This window comes from Bradyrhizobium sp. 1200_D9_N1_1 (assembly GCF_052075915.1).
Taxonomy (GTDB): Bacteria; Pseudomonadota; Alphaproteobacteria; order Rhizobiales; family Xanthobacteraceae; genus Bradyrhizobium; species Bradyrhizobium diazoefficiens.
This window is the reverse complement of record NZ_CP197226.1, coordinates 8,345,608-8,369,783: the sequence shown is the minus strand read 5'-3', so window position 1 is coordinate 8,369,783 and position 24,176 is coordinate 8,345,608. Positions and strand designations below refer to the sequence as shown.

The 24,176-nt window shown below is 65.9% G+C and carries 20 protein-coding genes; 10 read left to right on the top strand and 10 right to left on the bottom strand.

Annotated elements, in window-relative coordinates; genetic code table 11:
- Positions 1–51 precede the first annotated feature (51 nt).
- Positions 52–1,434 (bottom strand): lytic murein transglycosylase, encoded by a 1,383-nt coding sequence (locus tag AB5K84_RS39515; protein WP_370163494.1) that lies wholly within the window; start codon positions 1,432–1,434, stop codon positions 52–54.
- 203 nt (positions 1,435–1,637) lie between these two features.
- On the opposite strand from AB5K84_RS39515, the gene AB5K84_RS39510 reads away from it, so the two are divergent.
- The gene (locus AB5K84_RS39510; protein ID WP_011084315.1) at positions 1,638–2,513 is read left to right on the top strand and encodes a UTP--glucose-1-phosphate uridylyltransferase; all 876 of its coding nucleotides are present in this window, start codon (positions 1,638–1,640) and stop codon (positions 2,511–2,513) included.
- A gap of 133 nt (positions 2,514–2,646) precedes the next feature.
- On the opposite strand, the gene AB5K84_RS39505 is transcribed toward AB5K84_RS39510, so the two are convergent.
- Entirely contained in the window at positions 2,647–4,143 is a 1,497-nt protein-coding gene (locus AB5K84_RS39505; protein ID WP_011084316.1) for a sensor domain-containing diguanylate cyclase, read from the bottom strand.
- A gap of 153 nt (positions 4,144–4,296) precedes the next feature.
- On the opposite strand from AB5K84_RS39505, the gene AB5K84_RS39500 reads away from it, so the two are divergent.
- Positions 4,297–4,563: a DUF7662 domain-containing protein gene (locus AB5K84_RS39500; RefSeq protein ID WP_028173458.1), complete on the top strand. Its 267-nt coding sequence runs from the start codon at positions 4,297–4,299 to the stop codon at positions 4,561–4,563.
- Between the two features lie 42 nt (positions 4,564–4,605).
- Here AB5K84_RS39500 and AB5K84_RS39495 read toward each other — a convergent pair whose 3' ends face one another.
- Positions 4,606–7,482 (bottom strand): EAL domain-containing protein, encoded by a 2,877-nt coding sequence (locus tag AB5K84_RS39495; RefSeq protein WP_028173457.1) that lies wholly within the window; start codon positions 7,480–7,482, stop codon positions 4,606–4,608.
- Between the two features lie 139 nt (positions 7,483–7,621).
- Positions 7,622–8,620 (bottom strand): NAD(P)H-quinone oxidoreductase, encoded by a 999-nt coding sequence (locus AB5K84_RS39490; protein ID WP_011084319.1) that lies wholly within the window; start codon positions 8,618–8,620, stop codon positions 7,622–7,624.
- A gap of 113 nt (positions 8,621–8,733) precedes the next feature.
- Here AB5K84_RS39490 and AB5K84_RS39485 point away from each other — a divergent pair, with 113 nt between their 5' ends.
- Positions 8,734–8,925 (top strand): DUF1192 domain-containing protein, encoded by a 192-nt coding sequence (locus AB5K84_RS39485; RefSeq protein WP_011084320.1) that lies wholly within the window; start codon positions 8,734–8,736, stop codon positions 8,923–8,925.
- A 571-nt stretch (positions 8,926–9,496) separates the two neighbouring features.
- Positions 9,497–10,006 (top strand): protease adaptor protein RcdA, encoded by a 510-nt coding sequence (gene rcdA / locus AB5K84_RS39480; RefSeq protein ID WP_011084322.1) that lies wholly within the window; start codon positions 9,497–9,499, stop codon positions 10,004–10,006.
- 208 nt (positions 10,007–10,214) lie between these two features.
- On the opposite strand, the gene rpmE is transcribed toward rcdA, so the two are convergent.
- The gene (gene rpmE, locus AB5K84_RS39475; protein ID WP_011084323.1) at positions 10,215–10,442 is read right to left on the bottom strand and encodes a 50S ribosomal protein L31; all 228 of its coding nucleotides are present in this window, start codon (positions 10,440–10,442) and stop codon (positions 10,215–10,217) included.
- 201 nt (positions 10,443–10,643) lie between these two features.
- Between rpmE and AB5K84_RS39470 the strand changes: the two genes are divergently transcribed.
- The gene (locus AB5K84_RS39470; protein ID WP_028173455.1) at positions 10,644–12,494 is read left to right on the top strand and encodes an ABC transporter ATP-binding protein/permease; all 1,851 of its coding nucleotides are present in this window, start codon (positions 10,644–10,646) and stop codon (positions 12,492–12,494) included.
- Positions 12,495–12,690: 196 nt separating this feature from the next.
- On the opposite strand, the gene AB5K84_RS39465 is transcribed toward AB5K84_RS39470, so the two are convergent.
- Genes AB5K84_RS39465 through AB5K84_RS39455 form a run of 3 tightly spaced genes read right to left on the bottom strand, consistent with a single transcriptional unit; the run spans position 12,691 to position 15,189 of the window.
- On the bottom strand, positions 12,691–13,137 hold the full coding sequence (locus AB5K84_RS39465; RefSeq protein ID WP_011084325.1) for a GNAT family N-acetyltransferase: 447 nt from the start codon (positions 13,135–13,137) through the stop codon (positions 12,691–12,693).
- Complete coding sequence (locus AB5K84_RS39460; protein ID WP_011084326.1) at positions 13,137–14,165, bottom strand: peptidoglycan -binding protein; 1,029 nt, start codon at positions 14,163–14,165, stop codon at positions 13,137–13,139. The genes AB5K84_RS39465 and AB5K84_RS39460 overlap by 1 nt, the downstream gene beginning before the upstream one ends.
- A gap of 4 nt (positions 14,166–14,169) precedes the next feature.
- Positions 14,170–15,189 (bottom strand): hypothetical protein, encoded by a 1,020-nt coding sequence (locus AB5K84_RS39455; RefSeq protein ID WP_038965387.1) that lies wholly within the window; start codon positions 15,187–15,189, stop codon positions 14,170–14,172.
- A gap of 185 nt (positions 15,190–15,374) precedes the next feature.
- Between AB5K84_RS39455 and AB5K84_RS39450 the strand changes: the two genes are divergently transcribed.
- From AB5K84_RS39450 to AB5K84_RS39430, 5 genes are all read left to right on the top strand, one after another.
- The gene (locus AB5K84_RS39450) at positions 15,375–15,527 is read left to right on the top strand and encodes a hypothetical protein (protein WP_162494056.1); all 153 of its coding nucleotides are present in this window, start codon (positions 15,375–15,377) and stop codon (positions 15,525–15,527) included.
- Positions 15,524–16,564, top strand: coding sequence for an SAM-dependent methyltransferase (locus AB5K84_RS39445; protein WP_038965388.1), 1,041 nt, complete (start codon positions 15,524–15,526; stop codon positions 16,562–16,564). The genes AB5K84_RS39450 and AB5K84_RS39445 overlap by 4 nt, the downstream gene beginning before the upstream one ends.
- Positions 16,565–16,911: 347 nt before the next feature.
- Positions 16,912–17,319: a hypothetical protein gene (locus AB5K84_RS39440; protein WP_038965389.1), complete on the top strand. Its 408-nt coding sequence runs from the start codon at positions 16,912–16,914 to the stop codon at positions 17,317–17,319.
- 420 nt (positions 17,320–17,739) lie between these two features.
- Positions 17,740–18,933 carry an efflux RND transporter periplasmic adaptor subunit gene (locus tag AB5K84_RS39435; RefSeq protein WP_011084331.1) on the top strand — a complete coding sequence of 398 codons (1,194 nt, stop codon included), beginning with the start codon at positions 17,740–17,742 and terminating at the stop codon, positions 18,931–18,933.
- Between the two features lie 6 nt (positions 18,934–18,939).
- Positions 18,940–22,092 carry a multidrug efflux RND transporter permease subunit gene (locus AB5K84_RS39430; RefSeq protein WP_011084332.1) on the top strand — a complete coding sequence of 1,051 codons (3,153 nt, stop codon included), beginning with the start codon at positions 18,940–18,942 and terminating at the stop codon, positions 22,090–22,092.
- 130 nt (positions 22,093–22,222) lie between these two features.
- Here AB5K84_RS39430 and AB5K84_RS39425 read toward each other — a convergent pair whose 3' ends face one another.
- A complete protein-coding gene (locus AB5K84_RS39425) occupies positions 22,223–23,014 on the bottom strand; it encodes an inositol monophosphatase family protein (protein ID WP_011084333.1) in 792 nt (263 codons plus the stop codon).
- A 97-nt stretch (positions 23,015–23,111) separates the two neighbouring features.
- Entirely contained in the window at positions 23,112–24,170 is a 1,059-nt protein-coding gene (locus AB5K84_RS39420) for a tetratricopeptide repeat protein (protein WP_011084334.1), read from the bottom strand.
- Positions 24,171–24,176 lie beyond the last annotated feature (6 nt).

Sequence of the window (24,176 nt, the reverse complement as noted above, 5' to 3'; positions counted from 1 at the left end):
CGTCAAGGCCGTCAGGCGAAATCCCTGTCCAGGGTTACTTTCGGCGCGATTTCACCGTCCGCGCAGCCGTTCCAGCACGTCCGAGGAGGCAAAACCGTCCGCGGGGACCCCGATCGAGGCCTGGAAGTTGCGCAGGGCCTCCCGGGTCTGGCCGCCGAACTGGCCGTCCGGGGTGCCCTTGTAGAAGCCGCGCTGGGCCAGCAATTGCTGGAGTTCCAGCCGTTCCGTGCGGGCCAGCTCCCGTTCCTGCCGCGGCCAGGGCTGCACGAAGGGCTGCCCCCCACGCAGGCGGTCAGCGAAATGGCCGATCGCCAGCGCATAGGCCTCGGCCGGGTTGTACTTCATGATGACCCGGTAGTTCTGAAGCATCAGGAAGCCCGGCCCCTGCGCGCCCGCCGGCGCCAGCAGATAGGCTTTCTCCGCCGGATGCGGGAAGGGCTGGCCCGTCGGGCGCTTGAGGCCGAGCTTTTCCCATTGCGCGATCGTCATCGCCTTGGCGCGGTCCGCCAGCATGTAGTTGAATCCCTGGGGCACCACGACCTCAAAGCCCCAGGTCTGGCCGGCCTGCCAGCCGTCCTTCTTCAGGTTGTTGGCGGTGGAGGCGATCAGGTCGGTGGGATTGTCGACGACGTCGCGCCGTCCGTCGCCATCGCCGTCCACGGCAAAGCGCTTGAAGGCGGTCGGCATGAACTGGGTCGGGCCGAAGGCGCCGGCCCAGGAGCCGCGCATCTGCTCGGGCCTGAGATCGCCGCGGTTGAGGATCTCCAGCGCGGAGAGGAATTCGTCCTTGAAATAAGCCTGGCGGCGGCCGATGCAGGCGAGCGTCGCGGTCGATTGCAGCACGCTGCGGTCGCCCATCTGCGTCGAGTAATTGGACTCGATGCCCCAGATCGAGGCGATGATGTAGCGATCGACGCCAGTGGCCTTTTCGGTGGCGTCGAACTGCGCCTTGTATTTGGCGAGCACCTCGCGGCCCTTGGCGAGGCGGTTGTCGTTCACGAGAATGTCGAGATAGTCCCAGATCGACTTGGTGAACTCCGGCTGCGAGTCCATCAGGTCCATGATGCGCAGGTCGGGCGCGAGCCCTGCGGTGAAGCGCTGAAAATTCTCCTGGGTGATGTTGCGGCGTGCGGCATCGGGCCACATCCCCGCAACGCAATTGTTGAAATTGGAGGCGGCCTCGCGGATCGCGGCCGCCGTCATCAGCGGATGGCCGGAAGCGCCGTCCTCGCCGCTCCAGGGTTGCGCGCCGCCGGGACCTGGCGGGGCTTGCGAGGGAGCAGGGTTCGAGCCGGAGAAAATACCGCCGAACAGGTTCGACAGGCCGTTCTGCGCCTGTGCCTGCGCGCAAGCCGGCAGCAGCAAGGCAGCCGCAACCAACGCCACGCTGGTCACGGATCCAGCACGTTTTGCCAGTCCTGCCACTGATTGCATCATGTCCCACCTGTCAGGCCAAAAATCCGCCATCAGGAGGCCCGGTTGCGGTTGCCAATAGCTTAACAAAGATGAAATTTTGGTGTCGGCCTTTTTCTCAACTCTGTAACGGCGAGGCCCCACATCCGCCTTTGTTAGCGGTTGCAAACAAGCTAGCAAGATCACATTGCTCCGTTCACGTCCTCAGGTATTCGATCGATCCCATGAAAATCCGCAAAGCCGTATTCCCCGTCGCCGGCCTCGGCACCCGCGTCCTGCCCGCCACCAAGGCGATGCCGAAGGAAATGCTGACCATCGTCGATAAGCCGCTGATCCAGTACGTCTATGACGAGGCGAGGGAAGCCGGCATCGAGCACTTCATCTTCGTCACCGGCCGCAACAAGAATGTCATCGAAGATCATTTCGACAAGATGTTCGAGCTCGACGCGACGCTGGCTGCGCGCGGCAAGAAGGCCGAGCAGGAGATCCTGGCGCAGAACCAGCCGGAAGCCGGCGCCGTCAGCTTCACCCGCCAGCAGGCGCCGCTTGGTCTCGGTCACGCGGTCTGGTGCGCCCGCGACATCGTCGGCAACGAGCCGTTCGCGGTCGTGCTGCCCGACGAGCTCGTGCTCAACACGCCCGGCTGCCTGAAGCAGATGATCGAGACGGCGTCCTCGCTCGGCGACAAATCCAACCTGATCGCGGTCGAGGCAGTGCCCGACCATCTCACCCATCAATACGGCATCTGCGGCGTCGGCAAGCGCACCGGCAAGATGTTCGAGGTCGACGGCATGGTCGAGAAGCCGGCCAAGGGCACCGCGCCCTCCAACCTCTCCATCACCGGCCGCTACATCCTCCAGCCGGAGATCTTCAAGATCCTGGAGACCCAGGAGCGCGGCGCCGGCGGCGAGATCCAGCTCACCGACGCCATGATCGGCCTCGCCAGGTCGCAGAAATTCTACGGCGTCGAGTTCGAAGGCGAGCGCCATGATTGCGGCTCCAAGCCCGGCTTCCTCCGCGCCAACATCGCCTACGGCCTGAAGCGCCCCGAGCTGCGCGACGGGTTGATCGCGGAGATGAAGAAGTATCTGGGGCAGTGACATCGAAGGCGGACGCCTTCGATGTCATCCCGGGATGGTCCGAAGGACCAGACCTCAGGTGCGCAATTGCGCACCGGGGGATCTCGAGATTCCGGGTTCGGCTCTTCGAGCCGCCCCGGAATGACAGCCTAGATCACGCCACCAGCGACAGCTTCGGCAAGCTCGCGACCACGGACTGGTTACGCCCGCCCGCCTTCGCGGCATAGAGCGCCTTGTCGGCGGCGGCGACCAGGATCGACCAGTCCATGCCGGCGGCGGGGACGAGACTGGCGATGCCGCAGGAGACCGTCGAGGTCGCCGCATCGTCGGACCAGCCCTGCACCTTGCCGCGGATCGCCTCGGCGATCCCGAAGGCCTCGGTGGCGGAGGTGTTCGGCAGCAGCACGGCGAATTCCTCGCCGCCATAGCGCGCGGCGCAGTCGCCGGCGCGGCTCACCGAATCGGAAATGCAGATGGCGATGCCGACCAGCAGCTGGTCGCCGGCCTGGTGGCCGAACGTGTCGTTGTAGGCCTTGAAGTGATCGGCATCGATCATCAGGAGCGCGACCGGCGTCTTCTGGCGCATCGCGCGCCGCCATTCGACATCGATGACAGCATCGAACTTGCGGCGGTTCTTCAGGCCGGTGAGCGCGTCGGTTGTTGCCATCTCCTCGAGCTTGCGCTCGGCCTCGGCGCGTCGGTCGATCTCGCGTGCGAGCACGAGCGTCGATCCCAGCACGAACAGTGCAAGCGCCAGCACCACGGCGCCGATGCGATAAGCTTCCTTCTGCCACAGCGCGAACACGGCGCTCAGCGGCTTGCCGGCCACCACGAACAGCGGACTGGACCCGCCGCTGCGGACATAGAGCCGCGGGGTGGCGTCGACCGGGCCCTTGCCCGCAAAGGAGCCTCCGACCTGGAGGTTTTCCGGTTTCCAGTCCGGTCGCGTGCCGAGGTTCTTGCCAATGACGTCGAGATCGAACGGCCGCCGCATGATGATGGTGCGGTCGCGCCTGAGCACGGTGATGGTGTCTTCAGGGTCGAGGCTCAGGCGCTCGAACAATTCGTGGAAATAGCTGAAGCGGATCGAGCCGGCGACGACGCCAAGGAAGCCGCCGTCGGTGTCGCTGATGCGCCGGCTGAGCACGATGGAATAGGTGCCGCGGAACAGCATCGGCCGGCTGATGAAGAGGCCCGCTTCCGGATTGTCGTGATGAACCCTAAAGTAGTCCTCCTCGCTCCGGCTCTCCGGCAGGGGATCGAGCGTGGAAGCGTCGATGGTCAGCCTGCCCTCGGCATCGAACACCTGGATCGCGCCGAAATGCCGTGCCGTGGTCGCATGGTCGAACAGGATGAGGTGGCGGACCGTCTTGGAGACCATCGCGAGCTCGGGCAGCAGCATGTTGTTGGCGACCGCCTTCAGCGACAGGTCGTAGATCTCGATGTTGCGGCTGACGTCGGACTCGATGGTCGTCGCCAGGTTTTCCAGCGTCTGGCGGGCGAGTGCCTCCTCGCCGCGGCGCATGTCGAGCATGACGTTGACGCAAATGGTGGAAAAGCCGATCACCGTCACGACGGACGATATGATCAGCAATTTCGCCGAGATCCGCCACGGCCGGCGGGCCGTGACTTCGCGCCATCCAGACAGCATCGTTTGCTCCCGATCCTAGTGGATGCGCCCGAAAGCTTGAGTAGTGTTTAAGGTAGGACGGCACTGCCGCAATGAGTTAAGAAACGGTTGATGCGGCTCACGGTTTTGGGCAGGCCCGATCGGGCAAATCCGGCTTCGGACGAGAGGACGACGGTGAACGACTACGACGCGTTGCGCGACTATCTGCTGCGGCAGAAGCAGGACGAATTCGTGCTGAGCTTTGAACAGATCGAGGAGATCATCGGCGCGGCCCTGCCGCGTGCGGCGAATCGTGCCTCGTGGTGGGACAGCCTGCGCAGCCCCGACATCCAGATGCCGCAGCGCGAGGCCTGCCTCGCCGCCGGGTTCGTGGCGACACGGATGCCGGACGGCGCGAGCGTCAGGTTCACGAAAAAGAAGAAGAACGACCGGCGGCGGTGAAGCTGCCGACCTCGAGGTTGATGTGGCGCGCGAGTCGCGGGTTCAGCTCGCCGCTTCCAGCCGCACTTCCGTCAGCAGGCGCATCGCCGCATCGGCGTCCATCGGCTCGCCGAAGGCAAAGCCCTGCGCGTATTCGCAGCCCATCTGGTAGAGCTCGACCGCGTCGGAATCGGTCTCGGCGCCTTCGGCGACCACGTCCATGCCGAGGTCGTGCGCGAGCGCGATGATCGACTTCAGGATCACCGGGCGGGTGCCGCGGTTGGTGGTGCGCACGAACGACTGGTCGATCTTGATGGTGTCGAACGGGAATCGCTGGAGATAGGCCAGCGAGGAATGGCCGGTGCCGAAATCGTCGAGCGACAGCCCGGTGCCGAGCTCGCGGATCCGCGTCAGCATCTGCGCCGCGTGCTCCGGGTTCTCCATCACCAGCGATTCCGTCAATTCCAGCTTCAGCGTGCCGCGCGCCACCGACGAGCGCGACAGCACGGTGCGGATGTCGTGGATCAGGTCGTGGCGCAGCAATTGCCGCGAGGAGACGTTGACGGAGGCGAAGATCGGCTCGCGCGAGCGCATCGCGCGCTGCCAGATAGAGAGCTGCTTTGCGGTCTGGTCGAGCACGAACATGCCGAGGTCGACGATCAGGCCGGTCTCTTCGGCGATGGTGATGAATTCCGACGGCGCCATGCGCCCGAGCTTGGGGTGGTCCCAGCGCGCCAGCGCCTCGAAGCCGGCGACGGAGCGGTCCTCCAGCCGGACGATCGGCTGGTAGAGGATGGTGAGCTCCTGCCGCTCGATGGCGCGGCGCAGCTCGCTTTCCAGCGTCAGGCGGTCGGTCTTGCGGGCGCGCATCGCCGGCTTGTAGACGTCGATGCGATCGCCGCCGATGCGCTTGGAGTGATACATCGCCAGCTCGGCATCCTTGATGATCTCGTCCGTCAATTGCGTCTGAGGATCGGAAAGTGCGAGCCCGATTGAGGCCGTGAGAAAAATCTCGCGCTCGTTGAAGGCGATCGGCGCGCGGATGGTCTTGCGGATGGTCTCGGCGAAGGCGGTGATGCGGGCGGGATCCTGCTCCGACAGCAGGATCAGGCCGAACTGGTCGCCGGCGAGCCGCGCCAGCGTGTCCTGCGGCTTCAGGATGCGGGTGAGGCGGCGGGCCAGCGTCAGCAGGATGGAATCGCCGACCGCGATGCCGACGGAATCGTTGACCTGCTTGAAGCGGTCGAGGTCGATCACCATCAGCGTCGGCCGCAGCGTCGGCATGGTCTTGGCGAAATGCGCGACCGCACCCAGCCGGTCCATGAACAGCTTGCGGTTGGGCAGGCCGGTGAGGTTGTCATGCACGGAATCGTGCAGCAGGCGCTCCTCGGCATTGCGCAGCTCGGTGACGTCGGTGAGCGTGCCGACCACGCGCGAGACCTCGCCGTCGGAGCCGACCACGGGACGCGCCTTCAGCGCGAACCACATGAAATGACCGTCCGGGGTGCGCAGGCGGAAGTCCTGCACCAGGCGGCCGCGGCGCTGGTCGAGCACGCTGTCGAGCGCGGCGCGGAAACGGTCCTGGTCAAGCGGATGCAGCACTTCCAGCCAGGACGCCGCCGGGCCTTCCAGCGTGCCGCGCTTGAGGCCGAGCAGGGCTTCGGTCTCGGGGCTGGTGAAGACCTTGTCGGCGGAAACGTCCCAGTCCCAGATCAAATCGCCGGAACCGGCGAGCGCCAGTGCGCGCCGCTCGATGTCGGAGACGACGCCGGTGGTGGCGCCGCCGCCGGCGAAGGCGTGCTGCATCACCGTGAAGCCGATCAGCATCACGATCAGCACGAGGCCGCCGAGCAGCGCCGGGCCGACGATGTCGTTGGTGACGGAGCCCGCCACCGTCATGCCGGCCGCGACCACCCAGACCACCAGGAGGAACCAGGTCGGAATCAAGAGCACCGCGCGGTCGAAGCCGTGGGTGGAGAGATAGACGATGAGCGCGAAGCCGGCGAAGGCGATCAGCACCAGCGAGATGCGCGCGATGCCGGAGGCCACCGCCGGGTCGAACAGCGCCAGTGCGACCAGCGAGCCGAGGAAGGCGAGCCAGCCCACCGTGATGTGCGAATAGCGCACATGCCATCGACTGAGGTTGAGATAGGCGAACAGGAACACCAGCAGCGTCGCCGCCAGGATCGCTTCACCCGCCGCGCGCCAGATGCGCTCGGCGTTGTTCGACATGTCGAGCACCTTGCCCCAGAAGCCGAAATCGACGCCGATATAGACCAGCACCGCCCAGGCCAGCGCCGCGGCCGCCGGGAACATGATGCTGCCCTTCACCACGAACAGAATCGTGAGAACGAGCGCCAGCAGCCCCGAAATGCCGATCACGATGCCCTGGTAGAGCGTGAAGGAGTTGACCTTGTCCTTGTAGGCTTCCGGCTCCCACAGATAGAGCTGCGGCAGCTTGTCGGTGCGCAGCTCCGCGACGAAGGTGATGACGGCGCCGGGATCGAGCGTGACGCGGAAGACGTCGGCGGTCGGGCTTTCCTGCCGCTCCGGCCGGTCGCCGGTCGAGGGCGTGATGGTCGCGATGCGCGACAGGCCGAGGTCGGGCCACAGCAGGCCTGACGAGACGATGCGGTAATGCGGGGCGACGATCAGGCGGTCGAGCTGGTCGTCGGTGTTGTTGGCGAGCGCGAACACCACCCAGTTCTGGCCGCCCTCGCGGGCGCGCACCTCGATGCGGCGGACGATGCCGTCGGTGCCGGGCGCGGTCGAGACCTGGATACGGTCGGCATCGCTGCGCTGATGCTCGAGCACGCCGGTGAGGTCGATCGCGGGCGCGTCACCGCGGACGCTGACGGCGTCGAGCGCGCGCGCCGGAAGCGCGGCGACAAGAATCATGAGGCCCAGCGCGATGGGCGCGAGGCACCTGATCAGACGCAAGGTCAGTTCTCCGCGTTCGACGCAAACTTCGTGTGCAAGGCGATTTCAGACCGGACGGAATTGGTTCGGTGCGTCGCGATAGATGCCACGAAAGCAAGGAAAATCAAAGGGTTTCCGGCGTCCCCTATGGGTCAGAGGCCTAGGCCTCCAACACAATTTTGCCAATATGTGCGCTCGTCTCCATGCGCCGGTGGGCATCGGCCGCCTTTTCCAGCGGGAAAGCGCTGTCCATCACCGGTTTGACCCGGCCTTCGCGCAGAAGCGGCATCACTTTTGCCTCGATCGCGGCCACCATCGCCGCCTTGTCCGCATTACTACGGGGGCGCAGCGTCGAGCCGGTATGCGTCAGGCGCTTGACCATGACCTTGGCGATGTTGACGCTGACCTTGGGGCCGTTGAGGGTCGCGATCTGGACGATGCGGCCGTCAACCGCGGCAGCGTCGTAGTTGCGGTCCACATACTCGCCGGCGACCATGTCGAGGATCAGGTTGACGCCGGCATTGCCGGTCTCCGTCTTCACCACGGCGACGAAGTCTTCGGTCTTGTAGTTGATGGCGCGGTCGGCCCCGAGCTTGAGGCAGGCATCGATCTTGTCCTGCGAGCCGACGGTGACGAACACCTTCGCGCCGAACGCCTTCGCAAGCTGGATCGCCATGGTGCCGATGCCGGAGGAGCCGCCATGGATCAGCAGCGTCTCGCCGGCCTTGAGGCCGCCGCGCTCGAACACATTGTGCCAGACCGTCATCAGGGTTTCCGGCAGCGCGCCGGCTTCCTTGATCGACAGCGCCGGCGGCACGCTCATCGCCTGGGCGTCCTGGGCGATGCAGTACTGCGCATAGCCCCCGCCGGCGACCAGCGACATCACCTTGTCGCCGATCTTGTGCCGCTTGGCATTGCCGCCGACGGCGACGACTTCACCCGCGATCTCAAGGCCCGGCAGGTCGCTGGCGCCGGGCGGCGGCGGATAGGCGCCGGAGCGCTGCGCCACGTCGGGCCGGTTGACGCCGGCGGCCTGCACCTTGACCAGGATCTCGTCGGGACCGGGCTGCGGCAGGGCCCGTTGTTCCGGCACCAGCACCTCCGGTCCGCCGGGCTTGGAGATGGCGACCACGGTCATTTGCGCGGGCAGCTTGTCCATGATGTGTCCTTGAGCAAAGGTGCGGGAGGAAACGAGGCCATTGCTTAGCCAGCGCGGTCCGAACTGGCAACCGCCTCAGCCGTGTGCCCGGTGCGAACGCAGGAGGAACGATCATGGCGACGGAAGACGACGACCGCCCGCGCAAGAAGATCACGCATGAAATCGGACAGGATCTCTCACTGTTGTCCGTGGAGGAACTGACCGAGCGCGTCGCCCTGCTCAAGACCGAGATCGCAAGGCTGGAGGAAGCCGCCGCCAAGAAGCGCGCCTCGCGCGACGCGGCGAACAGCATTTTCAAGTCGTAGCGGCTGTCGCTCCACTCTCGTGTCCAGGACGTGGCGCCCGAACTCTCCTCGTCGTCATTCCGGGGCGGCGCGATAGCGCCGAGCCCATAACCACAGGCTTTTGCAGGGGGCAGGCTGACAGAGCCGGGTCGCCTCATCCGCTCGTGGTCATGGATTCTCAGATGCGCAATTGCGCATCATAGCTCGCGACTTCGTCGCGCCCCGGAATGACGAGGGGGAGTTTGTTCCGCAGTGCACTCGGCCACTGACCGACATGGCTAACGAACCCTCAAAAAATTCGCTCGTTTACCGTCGATTAAGCTTTCGGCTTTATGACTGGAACTGTCCTCGTTTGGACACCGAGTGGCTCCTGTCCACTCTGTTTGACGCCTCCCTGTTATCAACTTTCAAAGCCGCCGGTCTTCCGGCGGCTCTTTTTTGCGTCTCGTTGCGGTTGAATTCCAAGGAAAGACCCGCGGAAACCATATCCGAGCTTGTCGCTGGACTCCGCGTCCCGCCCGCGCAATGATTTGTTCATCATAAAGCCGGCGCAAAGCCGGACAGGTAAACAGTTGCGTAAGGGGCGTTAACCATGGAACGTTTGCAAGCCGACGGCGCTCTCGTTCAACTCAGCGAGCGGTTCACCAATTCGGCTGCGTTCGGCACGCTGTTCCGCGAGGGCATGGACCTCGTCGAAGAGACCGCCGCCTATCTCGACGGCGCCGGCCGCACCGAGGCCAAGGCACTCGATCGCGCCGTCAGCCTCACCTATGCGACCGAGAGCATGCGCCTCACCACCCGCCTGATGCAGCTCGCCTCCTGGCTGCTGCTGCACCGCGCGGTGAAGGAAGGCGAGATGACGCTGGTCCAGGCCAACCGCGAGAAGACCAAGGTCAAGCTCAGCGCGGCCGATCCCGGTCCCGCCGACACCATCGAGAAGCTGCCCTCGCAGCTGCAGGATTTGATCCATCGCTCGATGAGCCTGCAGACCCGCGTGCGCCGCCTCGACACCACCATCCACACCCCGCCGGCCGAGCACATCGCGATCGGCAACCCGCTGGTGCCGCACCTCAACGCGCTGAAGGCCGCGTTCGAGCGGTAAGCTCTATCGACAATCTCGGTCGTCATTCCGGGACGCGCCTCTTGGCGCGGGCCCGGAATCCATACTCCCGACCGTGGTTATGGATTCTCAGATGCGCAATTGCGCATCATAGCTCGCGACTTCGTCGCGCCCCGGAATGACAGCCGGAAGAAACAAAAACGCCCCCGGTCTCCCGGGGGCGTTTTTCGTCGCGGCCGAAACGGCCGGATCAATCCTTCTTGAGGAAGCCCGAGAACTTCTTCTGGAAGCGCGAGACGCGGCCGCCGCGATCCATGATCTGGGCGTTGCCGCCGGTCCAGGCCGGGTGCGACTTCGGGTCGATGTCGAGGTTCAGCGTGTCGCCTTCCTTGCCCCAGGTGGAGCGGGTCAGGTACTCGGTTCCGTCGGTCATCACGACCTTAATCGTATGATAATCTGGATGAATTTCGGCTTTCATGGCAATTCCTAGGGCGACCTGCGCCTTGCTTGAGTGGCTATCGAATGACGGATTTGGCCGGCTCTATACCCCAGCGGACCCTTCAAAACAAGCCATTGTGGGCAAAGGAGAACCGGGCCGTCCCCTAAGGGACATCCCGGATTTGCCACTCCCCCCGCACCGGCCTATGTGGAGCACATCTGTCTCCCTGGGTCCGATCTCATGAGCGCTGTGGAACGGCTTGACGACCAGTACCGCGACGAGCGCGATGCCGCGCCGCCTGAGGCCCCGTCCATCGAAGCCGAGCTGATCGAGCAGCCCGCCAAGGGCCGCGCCAAGCTGCGGCCGCTGCTCGCGCTCGCGCCCTATGTGGCCCGCTATCGCGGCCGGGCCGCGCTCGCCTTCGTCGCGCTCACGATCGCCGCGCTGACCACGCTGCTGGTGCCGGTCGCGGTGCGCCGGATGATCGATTTCGGCCTGACGCCTGAGGGCATCGAGCTGATCAACAGCTACTTCTCGGTGATGATCGCGGTCGTCGCCGTGCTCGCGCTGGCAAGCGCCGCGCGCTACTACCTCGTGATGACGATCGGCGAGCGCATCGTCGCCGACCTCAGGCGCGATGTCTTCGCTCATTTGCTGTCGCTGTCGCCCGCCTTCTTCGATTCCGCGCGCAGCGGCGAATTGATCTCGCGGCTCACCGCCGACACCACCCAGCTCAAATCCGCCGTCGGCGCCTCGGTGTCGATCGCGCTGCGCAACCTGATGATGTTCTTCGGCGCGGTGGCGATGATGGTCATCACCAGCCCGAAGCTGTCGGGCTTCGTGCTGCTGGCCATTCCCCTGATCGTGCTGCCGCTGGTCGCCTTCGGGCGCTGGGTGCGGCGTCTGTCGCGCAATGCGCAGGACACGCTCGCCGAGGCCTCCGCCTATGCGGGCGAGCTGGTCGGCGCGATCCGCACCGTGCAGGCCTATACCAGCGAAGGGTTGGCTGCGAAGCGCTTCGGCGGCGAGGTCGAGCAAGCCTATGAAGCCGCGCGCACCTCGACGCAGGCGCGCGCCGTGCTCACCGCCATCATCATCTTCATCGTGTTCGCAAGCGTGGTCGCGATCCTCTGGATCGGCTCGCATGACGTGCTCACCGGCGCGATCTCGCCGGGCCGGCTCGGCCAGTTCGTGCTTTATGCCGCGTTCGCGGCCGCCGGCCTCGGCCAGCTCAGCGAGGTCTGGGGCGAAGTCTCGGCGGCCTCAGGCGCTGCCGAGCGGCTGTTCGAGATCCTGCATGTGCAGCCCGACATCAAGGCGCCCGCCTCACCGCGCGCGCTGCCGGTGCCGGCGCGCGGCGAGGTCGGGTTCGACCAGGTCAGCTTCGCCTATCCGGCACGGCTCGACGTCAAGGTGCTCGACGCCGTGTCGTTCACCGTGCGGCCCGGCGAGAAGGTCGCGATCGTCGGTCCCTCCGGCGCCGGCAAGAGCACGATCTTTCATCTGCTGCTGCGCTTCTACGATCCGCGCAGCGGCGCGATCTCGCTCGACGGCGTGCCGGTCAGGTCCGCCGATCCCCGTGATTTCCGTTCCCGCATCGCGCTGGTGCCGCAGGAATCGAACGTGTTTGCCGCGAGTGCCCGCGAGAACATCCGCTTCGGCCGGCCCGATGCGACCGACGCCGAGGTCGAGCGCGCCGCCGAGCTCGCGCATGCCGCCGAGTTCGTCCGTCGCCTGCCCGAAGGCTTCGACACCCCGCTCGGCGAGCGCGGCGTGACGCTGTCCGGCGGCCAGCGCCAGCGCATCGCGATCGCGCGCGCGATCCTGCGCGATGCGCCGCTGCTGCTGCTCGATGAAGCCACCTCCGCGCTCGACGCCGAAAGCGAGACGCTGGTTCAGACCGCACTCGAAGAGCTGATGAAGCACCGCACCACGCTGGTGATCGCCCACAGGCTTGCCACCGTGCTCTCCTGCGACCGCATCCTGGTGATGGACCAGGGCAAGATCGTCGAGCAGGGCACGCATGCCGAGCTGGTGGCTGCGAACGGGCTCTATGCGAGGCTCGCGAGGCTGCAGTTCGAGGGGGCGTGACGAGCGAGACACCCGCCGGCTGCCCTAAATTCGGTGTCGTCCCGGCGAAGGCCGGGACCCATAACCCCAAGAAGAAGTTTGTCGAAGACTCGTAGTGAAGAGTCCTCTCACGGTACGGTCACCTGCGCCTATCGATAGATCACGCGGTATGGGTCCCGGCCTTCGCCGGGACGACGCCGGAGAGATTGGCGCGCGCCTACGGCCTCCACACCATCTTCAGCACCGGCCGTCCCGAGGTCGGATTCACGTCGTCGCCGGCATGCGCAAAGCCGTTGCGCTCGTAGAAGCGGATCGCGCGCGTGTTGTCCTTGTTGACGAGCAGCGTGACACCAGAAGGTGACAGGCGCTTGGCTTCCTCCACCAGCAGCCGCGCGGCATCCGAGCCCCAGGATGCGGGATCGACCACGAGCTGGTCGAGATAGCCCTCGCCGTCGATGGTGACGAAGCCGGTCAGCGCGCCGTCCGCTTCCGCAACCACGATCGAGGCCTTCGGCACCAGATCCTTGCGCCAGCGCTCGCGCCACCAGTCCAGCCGCGCCGCGAAGTTGATCTGCGGGTAGGCCTGCTGCCAGGTGCGATGCCAGAGGTCGATGGCGGCGGCTTCGTCCTCGGCGCGATAGGGGCGGAGGTGGAGGGCGCTCACTACCGCTCCGTCAGCTTCAGCTCGATGCGGCGGTTGCGCTTGTAGGCGTCCTCCGTGTTGGCGGTGTCGAGCGGCTGGAATTCACCGAAGCCGGCGGCGACGAGGCGCTGGGCCGGCACGCCGAGCGAGATCAGGTACTGCACCACCGAGATCGCGCGCGCCGCGGACAGGTCCCAGTTCGACTTGAAGCTCGCACCGCTCACCGGGCGCACGTCGGTATGACCGTCGACGCGCAGCACCCAGGCGATCTCGGCCGGGATCTTCTTGTCGAGCTCGATCAGCGCGTTCGCCACCGTGTCGAGCTCGGCGCGCCCCTCTGGCAGGAGCGTCGCCTGGCCCGTGTCGAAGAACACTTCGGACTGGAATACGAAGCGGTCGCCGACGACGCGGATGTCGGGGCGGTTGCCGAGGATGGCGCGCAGCCGGCCGAAGAATTCCGAGCGGTAGCGCGACAATTCCTGCACGCGCTGCGCCAGGGCGACATTCAAGCGAGAGCCCAGATCGGCGATCCGGTTCTGCGATTCCTTGTCGCGCTTCTCGCTGGCGTCGAGCGCCTCTTCCAGCGCGGCGAGCTGCCGCCGCAGCGCGCTGATCTGCTGGTTCAGCACCTCGATCTGCGCCAGCGCCCGCGCCGAGACCGCCTTCTCCGAGTCCAGCGCCTTGCCGAGTTCGGTGGACTTGCCCTGCGCGTCGTTGCCGGCGGCAGCCAGGCCGTCATAGAGGCCCTTGATGCGGTCGCGCTCGGACTCCGCCGAGGCGAGGCCGGCCTTCAATTGCGAGACCTGGTCGTCGAGCGTGAGCTTGCCGAGCTTCTCTAGCGAGAGCAGCTCGTTGAGCTGGGCGATCTTGGCGTTGAGCTGCTCCAGCGCCTTGTCCTTGCCGCTCACCTCCTGCGACAGGAAGAACTGCACGACCAGGAACACCGACAGCAGGAACACGATCGACAGCACCAGCGTCGACAGCGCGTCGACGAAGCCGGGCCAGTAGTTGAAGGCGCCGTCGCTGCGGCGGCCGCGCGCTAGAGCCATGTCGCTAACCCTTCTCGGGCTGGCGCGCGAGCCGCTCCAGCAGGCGCCGGATCTCGCGGTTCTGCTCGCCCTGGCCGTCGGCCCATTCGCGGATCATCTGCTGCTCGGTGCGCATGTGCGAGACCAGCGCCTGGATGGCTTCGGCAAGGCTCGCCATCGCCGCCGTGGTGCCGCGGCTGGCGCTGCCTTCCTCCAGCACGGAGCGCAGCCGCTCGACGGCCGCCTGAAGCTCGCCGCTGGCAACACCCCCGCCGGTGGCGGCCACGGTCACTTCGCCGCGGCCATATTCGCGCACGGTGGTGGCGAGCCAGTCCTCGAGGTCGGTGTAGAAGCGGTTCTGGGCCTGGCTCGATTGCAGGTCGAGGAAGCCGAGGATCAGCGAGCCGGCGAGGCCGAACAGGGAGCTCGAGAACGAGATGCCCATGCCGCCGAGCGGGGCGGCGAGGCCCTCCTTCAGCGTGTCGAACAGCGCCCCGGAATCGCCGCCGACCTTGAGCCCGTCGATCACCTTGCCGACCGAGCCGACGGTCTCGATCAGGCCCCAGAAGGTGCCGAGCAGGCCGAGGAAGACGAGCAGGCCGGTCATGTAGCGGGAGATGTCCCGGGCCTCGTCGAGGCGGGTCGCGATCGAATCGAGCAGGTGCCGCATCGTGGTCTGGGTGATCGTCATCCGCCCGGTGCGCTCGCCGCCCAGGATCATGGCCATCGGCGCCAGCAGCTTGGGGTGCCGGGCCGGGGCAAGGCCGGGATCGGCGATGCGGAAATTATTGACCCAGGACACCTCTGGGTAGAGCCGGATGACCTGGCGGAAGGCCAGCACGATGCCGATGAACAGCACCGCCCCGATCAGGGCGTTGAGGCCCGGATTGGCGAAGAAGGCCTGGATGATCTGCTTGTAGAGCACCACGCCCACCAGTGCGCAGAGCACCAGGAAGACCAGCATCCGCACCAGGAAGACGCTGGGCGAGGATAGCTTGGTGTATTCGATGTCCATGGGGGAGCGGGGCGAGGCGCCTGACGGCATGTCCGGTGTCATCCGTTACGAAAGCTTGCTTGCGGCGCGCACTATGGCACAGCGCCAGCCCAAAAAAAGCGCCGGATGCGCGGATTCCGTGGAGAGCTTCCGGAACCCAAAGCCGAAACCGCGCTTTGATAAGGACGTATTTTGCAAAACTTCGGCAATCCGCAGGCTTAGGTCGGATTTTTTGCATGGTGACGGATCTCGGGGGACTGGACGTCATCGCGCCGTTGCTCGCGGTCCTGATGGCGTTCGCCTGCATCCGGCCGGGCGGCAACGCCCGAACCTGCCCGTTGCTTCTTCCGCGTCCCGAACCAGACATGACCAGGGGAGTGGCCGCATGAGCGTCGTTTCCGCGATCATCGGGACTGCCGAACGCGTGCCGCTGCCTGATGTCGTGATCCGCGCCGCGATCCAGCGTCTGTGCTCGCGGACGGCGACCCGCATCTCCGCCCTCGGCGCGGACGACGAGGCCGCCTTCGCCGGGCGGATGATGCTGCGGCCGATCGCCGAGGACGTCGATGCCGCCAATGCCGGGCACGACGAGGCGCCCGCATCCTTCATCGCGCAGGCGCTCGGCCCCAACCGCAAATACTCGTCCTGCTTCTACACGACCGATGCGACCACCCTGCGGGAGGCGGAAGAGGAGGCGCTGCGCCAGACCGTCGCGCATGCCGGTCTCGCCGACGGGCAGACCATCCTCGAGCTCGGCTGCGGGTGGGGCTCGCTGTCGCTCTGGACGGCGCGGCAGTTTCCGCATGCCAAGGTGACGGCGGTGTCGAACTCGCAAGGCCAGCGGGCCTATGTCGAGGAGCAGGCGCGGCTGCGCGGGCTTTTGAACCTGCGCGTGGTCACCGCCGACATGAACGTGTTCGCGCCCGAGGGCCAGTTCGACCGCATCGTCTCGGTCGAGATGTTCGAGCACGTGATGAACTGGCGCAAGCTGATGACGCGCCTGCGGTCATGGCTCGCGCCCGAGGGGCGCCTGTTCATGCACATCGTTACCCATCGTTCCGGCTCCCATCTGTTCGACCGGGCCAATCGCGAGGACTGGATTGCGCAGCACGTCTTCACCGGCGGGCTGATGGCGAGCCATCACCTCGTCAGGCAATTCGACGACATCTTCACGGTCGAGAAGGAATGGTGCTGGAGCGGCACGCATTATCAGCGCACCGCCAACGACTGGCTCGCCAATTTCGATGCCCATCGCGACGCGATCGAGGCTTCCTTGCGCAACGTCCATGGCGACGAGACCGCCTTGTGGATGCGGCGCTGGCGCTGGTTTTTCCTCGCGACATCGGGCCTGTTCGGCTACGCCGGCGGAACGGAATGGGGCGTCAGTCACTACCGGATGAAGGCGGCGGATGAGGGGGTCTCATAGTCCCGCGTGCCCAGCGCATGCATGAGGTCCGCTGTGCCCCCATAGCGGCGCGATGGCGGACCTCATCCGAGGTCCGAATTGGGGCCAATTCCAGACATTCCTAGGGGGCCGCAGTGTCTTCGTGCGACGCCACCTGTTTCCCGGATGCGTCAGGTGACGTAGAATGTCGCTGCCCCTTGAAGCGGGACGTGCCGAAATCACCGTCCGGGCAAACGAGAGCACGGGTGCTATCGGCAGGCACACTCCTCTTAGAGACCGTTCTTTTTTCGGTCTCGCACCACCGTTCACCACGAACTTTGCGCGCTGCGTTTGCGGCGGCTCGTTCGAGTAATGTCGGGAGGAAAGCAATGAGCAAGGTCAATCGAAGGTCCGCACTGGGAATCGGGTTGGCTGCAGTTTCGGCTGCCATGGTCAAGCCAGCGGCCGCTCAAGCCACAAGCTACAAGGATACGACGCCTTGGCCAGGTGTCGTGGTGCGTGAATATGAAGGCGAAACACCATCCCTGATCCCAGGTTTTAAGACCGTCTCAATGCGCGATATCATTATGCAGCCGGGGTCGAAGACCATGGGCCCCCCGATGATGAATGCCATGGTCTGCCATGTCACCGAAGGGGAGCTTCGGCTTGAGCAGGAGGGAAAGACCTTTACGGGCAAGAAGAATTTTGTCTGGACCTGCAACAAGGAAACAAAAGAACAGGCGTACAACGACGGGAATGTGGTCGCGATTATGCGGATCACCGACCTGAAAGCTTAAGGCTCGTTTCTTCGCAAGAGATCTATTGTGGGAGCGGATGGCGCATGCGACGACGCGCCATCCGCGTGCAGGACCGCTTCGGGTCACGAGCGGTGATGCTATGATTGATCGCAAAACTTCCGCTTGGCCGTCAGTAGCTGAATGTCGTTTGCGCCCTCGTGAACGCACGTCCCGGCTCGAAACGTTTGATTGCGATGTTCTGTCGCAGCGCGCGGCGATGGAACTCGACTCACAATCCGGTGAGAGCCGGAAAGTGACCTGAACTCAGCACGATAGGTCATGTGACATTGGGCCGCCCGCGCCACGCGTTGCATCGCAGCAGGCGCATTCTATTTTGACGACATCAGCCGCGCGTGATTTGCCCAGAACGGGCCCGCGCGGAGCGTGACCAGTTTCAACAACTTCGGGGCACTTAACTTCATGTCAGGACTTCGTGCGCGATCGGCATGCGTTGCAATGATGCTCGCGGCCTTTGCGCCGCTGCTCGCGGGCTGCGAGGAATCCAGCTCGGCCGTGTCCGCCGCCCAGCCTGCCGATCCTGACGTCAGCATCGTCGTCGTCAAGCAGCAAGCCCGCGCCGTGGTGCGCGAATTGCCCGGCCGCATCGCGCCGACGCGCGTCTCCGATGTGCGGCCGCGCGTCTCCGGGATCGTGGTCGAGCGCCTGTTCCGCCAGGGCAGCGAGGTCAAGGCGGGTGATGCGCTCTATCGCATCGATCCGCGTCCGTTCGAGGTCGAGGTGATGGCCAACGAGGCGGCGGTCGCCAAGGCCGAAGCCGGATTGATGCAGGCCAAGCAGCAGGCGCACCGTATCGCCACGCTCACCAGCCAGCGTGCAGCGCCCGAAGCCGAGAACGAGAAGGCGGTTGCCGCCGAACGCCAGGCCCATGCCGAGGTCGAGGGCCGCAAGGCCGACCTCGCGCGTGCCAAGCTCAATCTCGACTATGCCACCGTGCGCGCGCCGATCGACGGCGTGGTTGGTGCAGCGCTCGTCAGCGAAGGCGCGCTCGCCGTGCAGAACGAGACCAACCTCGCCACCATCCAGCAGCTCGATCCGATCTATGCCGACTTCACCCAGTCGGTGAACGAGCTCAACCAGCTCCGCCGCGCCTTCGAGAGCGGCGATCTCGATCGCATCGAGGCCGATGCCGTCAAGGTGCGCCTCGTGCTCGACGACAACACCCTTTATTCGCTCGACGGCAAGCTGCTGTTCTCTGAAGCCAAGGTCGACGCCCATACCGGCCAGGTGACGCTGCGCGGCGAGTTCCGCAATCCGAAGCGCGAGCTGTTGCCGGGCATGTATGTCCGCGTCCGGCTCGACCAGGGCCTCGATAGCGACGCCATCGCGGTGCCGCAGCAGGCGATCCAGCGCAATGGCGGCGGCGGCAGCGAGGTGTTCGTCGTCAAGGACGACAACCGCATCGCGGTGCAGCCGGTCCGCACCGGCTCGGTGCAGGACGGCATCTGGTTCGTCACCGACGGCCTCAAGGCCGGCGACAAGGTCGTGGTCGAAGGCTTCCAGAAGTTCGCGGCCGGCGACAAGGTCAAGCCGCAATCCTGGTCGGAGGCGGACGCGACCGCGGACAACCGTCACGCCCAGAAGCTGACGCGGTAACGTGCCATGGCGAGTTTCTTCATCGACAGGCCGATCTTCGCCTGGGTCGTGGCGCTGTTCATCTGTCTGATCGGCGCGATCTCGGTGCCGCTGCTGCCGATCGCGCAATACCCGATCATCGCGCCGCCCTCGATCTCGATCTCGACCAGCTATCCCGGCGCCTCGCCGGAGAACCTCTACAACAGCGTCACGCGCCTGATCGAGGAGGAGCTCAACGGCGCCTCCGGCATCCTTAATTTCGAATCGACCAGCGACTCGCTCGGCCAGGTCGAGATCATCGCCAATTTCCAGCCCGGCACGGATACCAGCGCGGCGTCCGTCGAGGTGCAGAACCGCATCAAGCGCGTCGAGGCGCGGCTGCCGCGCGCGGTGATCCAGCAGGGCATTCTGATCGAGGAAGCCTCGAGCGCGGTGCTCCAGATCATCACGCTGAACTCGACCGACGGCAGCCTCGACGAGGTCGGCCTCGGCGACTTCATGATCCGCAACGTGCTCGGCGAGATCCGCCGCATCCCCGGCGTCGGCCGCGCCACGCTGTATTCGACCGAGCGCTCGCTTCGCGTCTGGGTCGATCCGGCCAAGCTCGTCGGCTATGGACTGACCGCCGAGGACGTCAACAAGGCGATATCGGCGCAGAATGCGCAGGTCGCCTCGGGCAGCATCGGCGCCGAGCCGTCGACGTCGACCCAGCGCACCTCCGCGCTGGTGCTGGTCAAGGGCCAGCTCTCGTCCCCCGATGAATTCGGCGCCATCATCCTGCGCGCCAATGCCGACGGTTCGACCGTGCGCCTGCGCGACGTCGCGCGCATCGAGGTCGGCGGCCTCAGCTACCAGTTCAATACGCGCCTGAACGGCAAGCCGACCGCGGGCCTGTCCGTGCTGATGTCGCCGACCGGCAATGCGCTGGCGACCGCGAGCGCGGTCGAAGAGAAGATGAAGGAGCTGTCGCGCTTTTTCCCGGCCAACATCTCCTACGAGATCCCCTACAACATCACGCCCGTGGTCGAGGCCTCGATCAAGAAGGTGCTGTCGACGCTGGTCGAAGCCGTGGTGCTGGTGTTCGTGGTGATGTTCCTGTTCCTGCAGAACATCCGCTACACCATCATTCCGACCATCGTGGTGCCGGTGGCGCTCCTGGGCGCCTGCACCACGCTGCTGCTCGCCGGCTACTCCATCAACATGCTCTCGATGTTCGGCATGGTGCTTGCCGTGGGCATCCTCGTCGACGATGCCATCGTCGTGGTCGAGAACGTCGAGCGCATCATGAGCGAGGAGGGGCTGCCGCCGAAGGAGGCGACGCGCAAGGCGATGTCGCAGATATCGGGCGCCATCATCGGCATCACGCTGGTGCTGATGGCGGTGTTCGTGCCGATGGCGTTCTTCCCCGGTTCGGTCGGCATCATCTACCGCCAGTTCTCGGTGACCATGGTGGCCGCGATCGGCTTCTCCGCCTTCCTCGCGCTGTCGCTGACGCCGGCGCTGTGCGCGACCCTGCTCAAGCCCGTCGCGGCCGGTCACGGCCACGCCAAGAAGGGCGTGTTCGGCTGGTTCAACCGCATGCTCGAAGGCGGCAAGGAAGGCTATTCCCGCACCGTCGGCTTCTCGCTGAAGCGCACCGGCCGGCTGATGCTGGTCTATGTCGCGCTGCTCGTCGGCCTGTCCTGGGCCTTCGTCAACTTGCCAGGCGGCTTCCTGCCCGTCGACGACCAGGGCTTCGTCACCACCGACGTGCAGACGCCGTCGGATTCGTCCTACGCCCGCACCGAAGCCGTGATCGAGAAGGTGGAAAAATATCTGGCGCAGCGGCCGGGCGTCGACAACGTCACCTTCCTCACCGGCTTCAGCTTCTCCGGTCAGGGCATGAACACCGCGCAGGCCTTCATCACCTTGAAGGACTGGTCGGAGCGTGGGCCGAAGGAGTCGGCCGCCGCGATCGTTGCCGACATCAACCGCGATCTGTCGTCGTCGATCCGCGATGCGAAGATCTCCGCGCTGCAGCCGCCGCCGATCGACAATCTCGGCAACTCCTCGGGCTTCTCGTTCCGTCTCCAGGACCGCGGCCAGAAGGGCTATCCGGCCCTGATGCGCGCCGCCGACCAGCTCATCGCGGAAGCCAATGCGAGCCCGGTGCTGCAGAAAGTCTATGTCGAGGGCCTGCCCGAGGCGGGCGTGGTCAATCTCGTGATCGATCGCGAGAAGGCCGGCGCCTTCGGCGTCACCTTCGAGGACATCAACAACACCATCTCGACCAATCTCGGCTCGAACTACATCAACGACTTCCCGAACCGCGGTCGCATGCAGCGCGTCGTGGTGCAGGCCGACGCCCGCGACCGCATGCGCACCGAGGACATCCTCAACTACAACGTCAAGAACAGCCGCGGCCAGCTCGTGCCGTTCTCGTCGTTCACCACGGTGGAGTGGGCACGCGGCCCGACACAGATCGCCGGCTTCAACTACTACCCGGCGGTGCGCATCTCCGGTGAGGCCAAGCCCGGCTTTACCTCGGGCGACGCCATCGCCGAGATGGAGCGCCTTGCCGGCAAGCTGCCGCGCGGCTTCGGCTATGAATGGACCGGCCAGTCGCTCCAGGAGAAGCTGTCGGGCTCGCAGGCGCCGTTCCTGCTCGCGCTCTCGGTGTTCGTGGTGTTCCTGTGCCTCGCCGCGCTCTACGAGAGCTGGACCATTCCGCTCGCGGTGCTGCTCACCGTGCCGCTCGGCATCGTCGGCGCCGTGATCGCGGCGATGCTGCGCGGCCTGCCCAACGACGTCTATTTCACCGTCGGCCTGATCACCATCATCGGGCTCGCGGCCAAGGACGCGATCCTGATCATCGAGTTCGCCAAGGATCTGCGCAAAGAAGGCAAGCCGCTGGTGGACGCGACCATCGAGGCCTGCCGCCTGCGCTTCCGCCCGATCCTGATGACCGGCCTTGCCTTCATCTGCGGCGTGCTGCCGATGGCCATCGCCCACGGCGCCGGCGGCGCCAGCCAGCAGGCGCTCGGCAGCATCGTCATGGGCGGCATGATCGCGGTGGTGATCCTGGCGCTGCTGATGGTGCCGGTGTTCTTCGTCTCCGTGCAGCGCGTGCTGGCGGGTGATCGGGAGAAGGTGGCGGCGGAGGGCGAGGCCTACGGGCCGCCGGCGCCGGTGAAGCTATAGGGCAAACTGTCATTCCGGGGCGCGCATCGCGCGAACCCGGAATCCATCGCGCCACCATTGACTCGGATCAATGGATTCCGGGCTCGCGCCAAGAGGCGCGCCCCGGAATGACCACGTGGGGGGCGGCGCGCTACGCAGGCTTCCGCAAAATCTTCACCAATTCCCCGTGCACGAACTCATTCCCGCACACCACGTGCCCGGTCACCAGCGCATCGCCTGTCGTGTCGATGTCGCTCACCGTTCCGCCTGCCTCGCGCACCATGATCATGCCGGCGGCGATGTCCCAGGATTGCAGGTTGCGCTCCCAGTAGCCGTCGAGGCGGCCGGCGGCGACGAAGGCGAGGTCGAGGGAGGCGGCGCCGAAGCGGCGCAGGCCCGCGACGCGGTCCTGGATCGCGGTCATCTCGCGGCGGAATTCCTCGTGGTCGCCGCGGCCGATATGGGGCAGGCCGCAGGCCACCACGCATTCGTTGAGCTGCCGGCGGCCGGCCACGCGCAGGCGCTGGTCGTTGAGGAAGGCGCCCTTGCCGCGCTCGGCGATGTAGAGCTCGTCATTGGCGGGGTTGTAGATCACGCCGGCGATCACCGTGCCCTCGCGGGCGAGGCCGATCGAGATCGCAAATTGCGGGATGCCGTGCAGGAAGTTGGTGGTGCCGTCGAGCGGATCGACGATCCAGGTGTGGCTCTTGTCGGTGCCCTCGCGGGTGCCGCCTTCCTCGCCGATGAAGCCGTAGCCGGGCCGCGCCTTGGCGAGGTCCTGGTAGAGGATCTCCTCGGCGCGCTTGTCGGCGAGCGAGACGAAATTCGCCGGTCCCTTCAGCGAGACCTGGAGATGTTCGATCTCGCCGAGATCGCGTTTGAGGCTGCGGCCGGCGCGGCGCGCGGCCTTGACCATGACGTTGATAGTGGCGGAATACAGCATGAGCTTCCGGTCTTGATCGGGGAAATGGCGCGAAAACGCGCCTGTTTGGGGGATTGGGTGCCCTGTGCGGGGCCCAACGTCAAGTCATTGCGTCAGGTCATTTGGCGCCGAGCCATTTCCTGGCGGCGGCCTCGGCCTTGGCCCGGTCCTCGGCCGGCAGATCGGACAATTGCTTGTCGAGCTCCGGATCGCCCTTGCCGGCGGTCTTGGCCACCAGGTGCCATTTGAACCCCTCGACCTTGTCCACGGGCGTGCCCATGCCGTTGATCAGCACCCAGGCCAGGCGGTTCTGCGCGATCGCGCTGCCCTGGCGGGACGCCTTGCGGAGCAGGGCGACGGCCGCCGGCTGGTTCTTCGGCGTGCCGGTGCCGTTGAACAGCGCGATGGCATATTCGACCTCGGCATCGACATTGTCGGTCAGCGAGGCCGCCTGGAGCAGCCGCACAGCGCGTTCCGGGTCCTTCGGCACGCCGGTGCCTTCCTTGTAGAAGGTCGCCAGCGCGTATTGCGCCTCGGGCAGGCCGGCGTCCGCCGCCTGCCGCAGCAGCTCGGCGGAACGCTTGACGTCCTGCGGCAGGGTCTGGCCGTCGAGATAGAGCAAAGCGAGGTTATAGGCAGCCTTGGGCTCGCCGAGCTTGGCGGCGGAAGCCATCAGCTTCACCGCCTCGCCCTTGTCGACCGGGCCGCCGCGGCCGGCGATGCGCATCATGGCGAGCGCGAACATCGCCTCGCGGTCGCCGGCGTCGGACGCACGCTTGTACCATTCGAGCGCCTTGGCGTAGTCGCGCTTGATGCCCATGGCGTTGGAATAGAGCTCGCCCAGCATGGTCATCGCCTTGGGATCGCCCGCCTGGGCGCGGGCGGTGGCGAGCTCGAACGCGGTCTTGTACTGGCCGCGCTGGTAGGCGCCGAACACCAGGTCGACATTGGAATTGTCGGTCGGAGGCGCCGGGATCACGGTCGCGGGCAGCGCCGGCTTGGGGGAGGCGGACGGCTTCGGTGCCGGCGCGGCCTCCTTCTTCTTGGGGGGCGGCTTGGCTTTCTGCTTCTCGGCCGGCGGGCTCGGCGTCGTGGCCGGCGGCGTGATCTGGAGTTGCGCGGCCGCGGGCACCGTGAGCAGCAGCGTGGCCAGGATGGTGATGCGCGGGAGCTTCATGTCGGG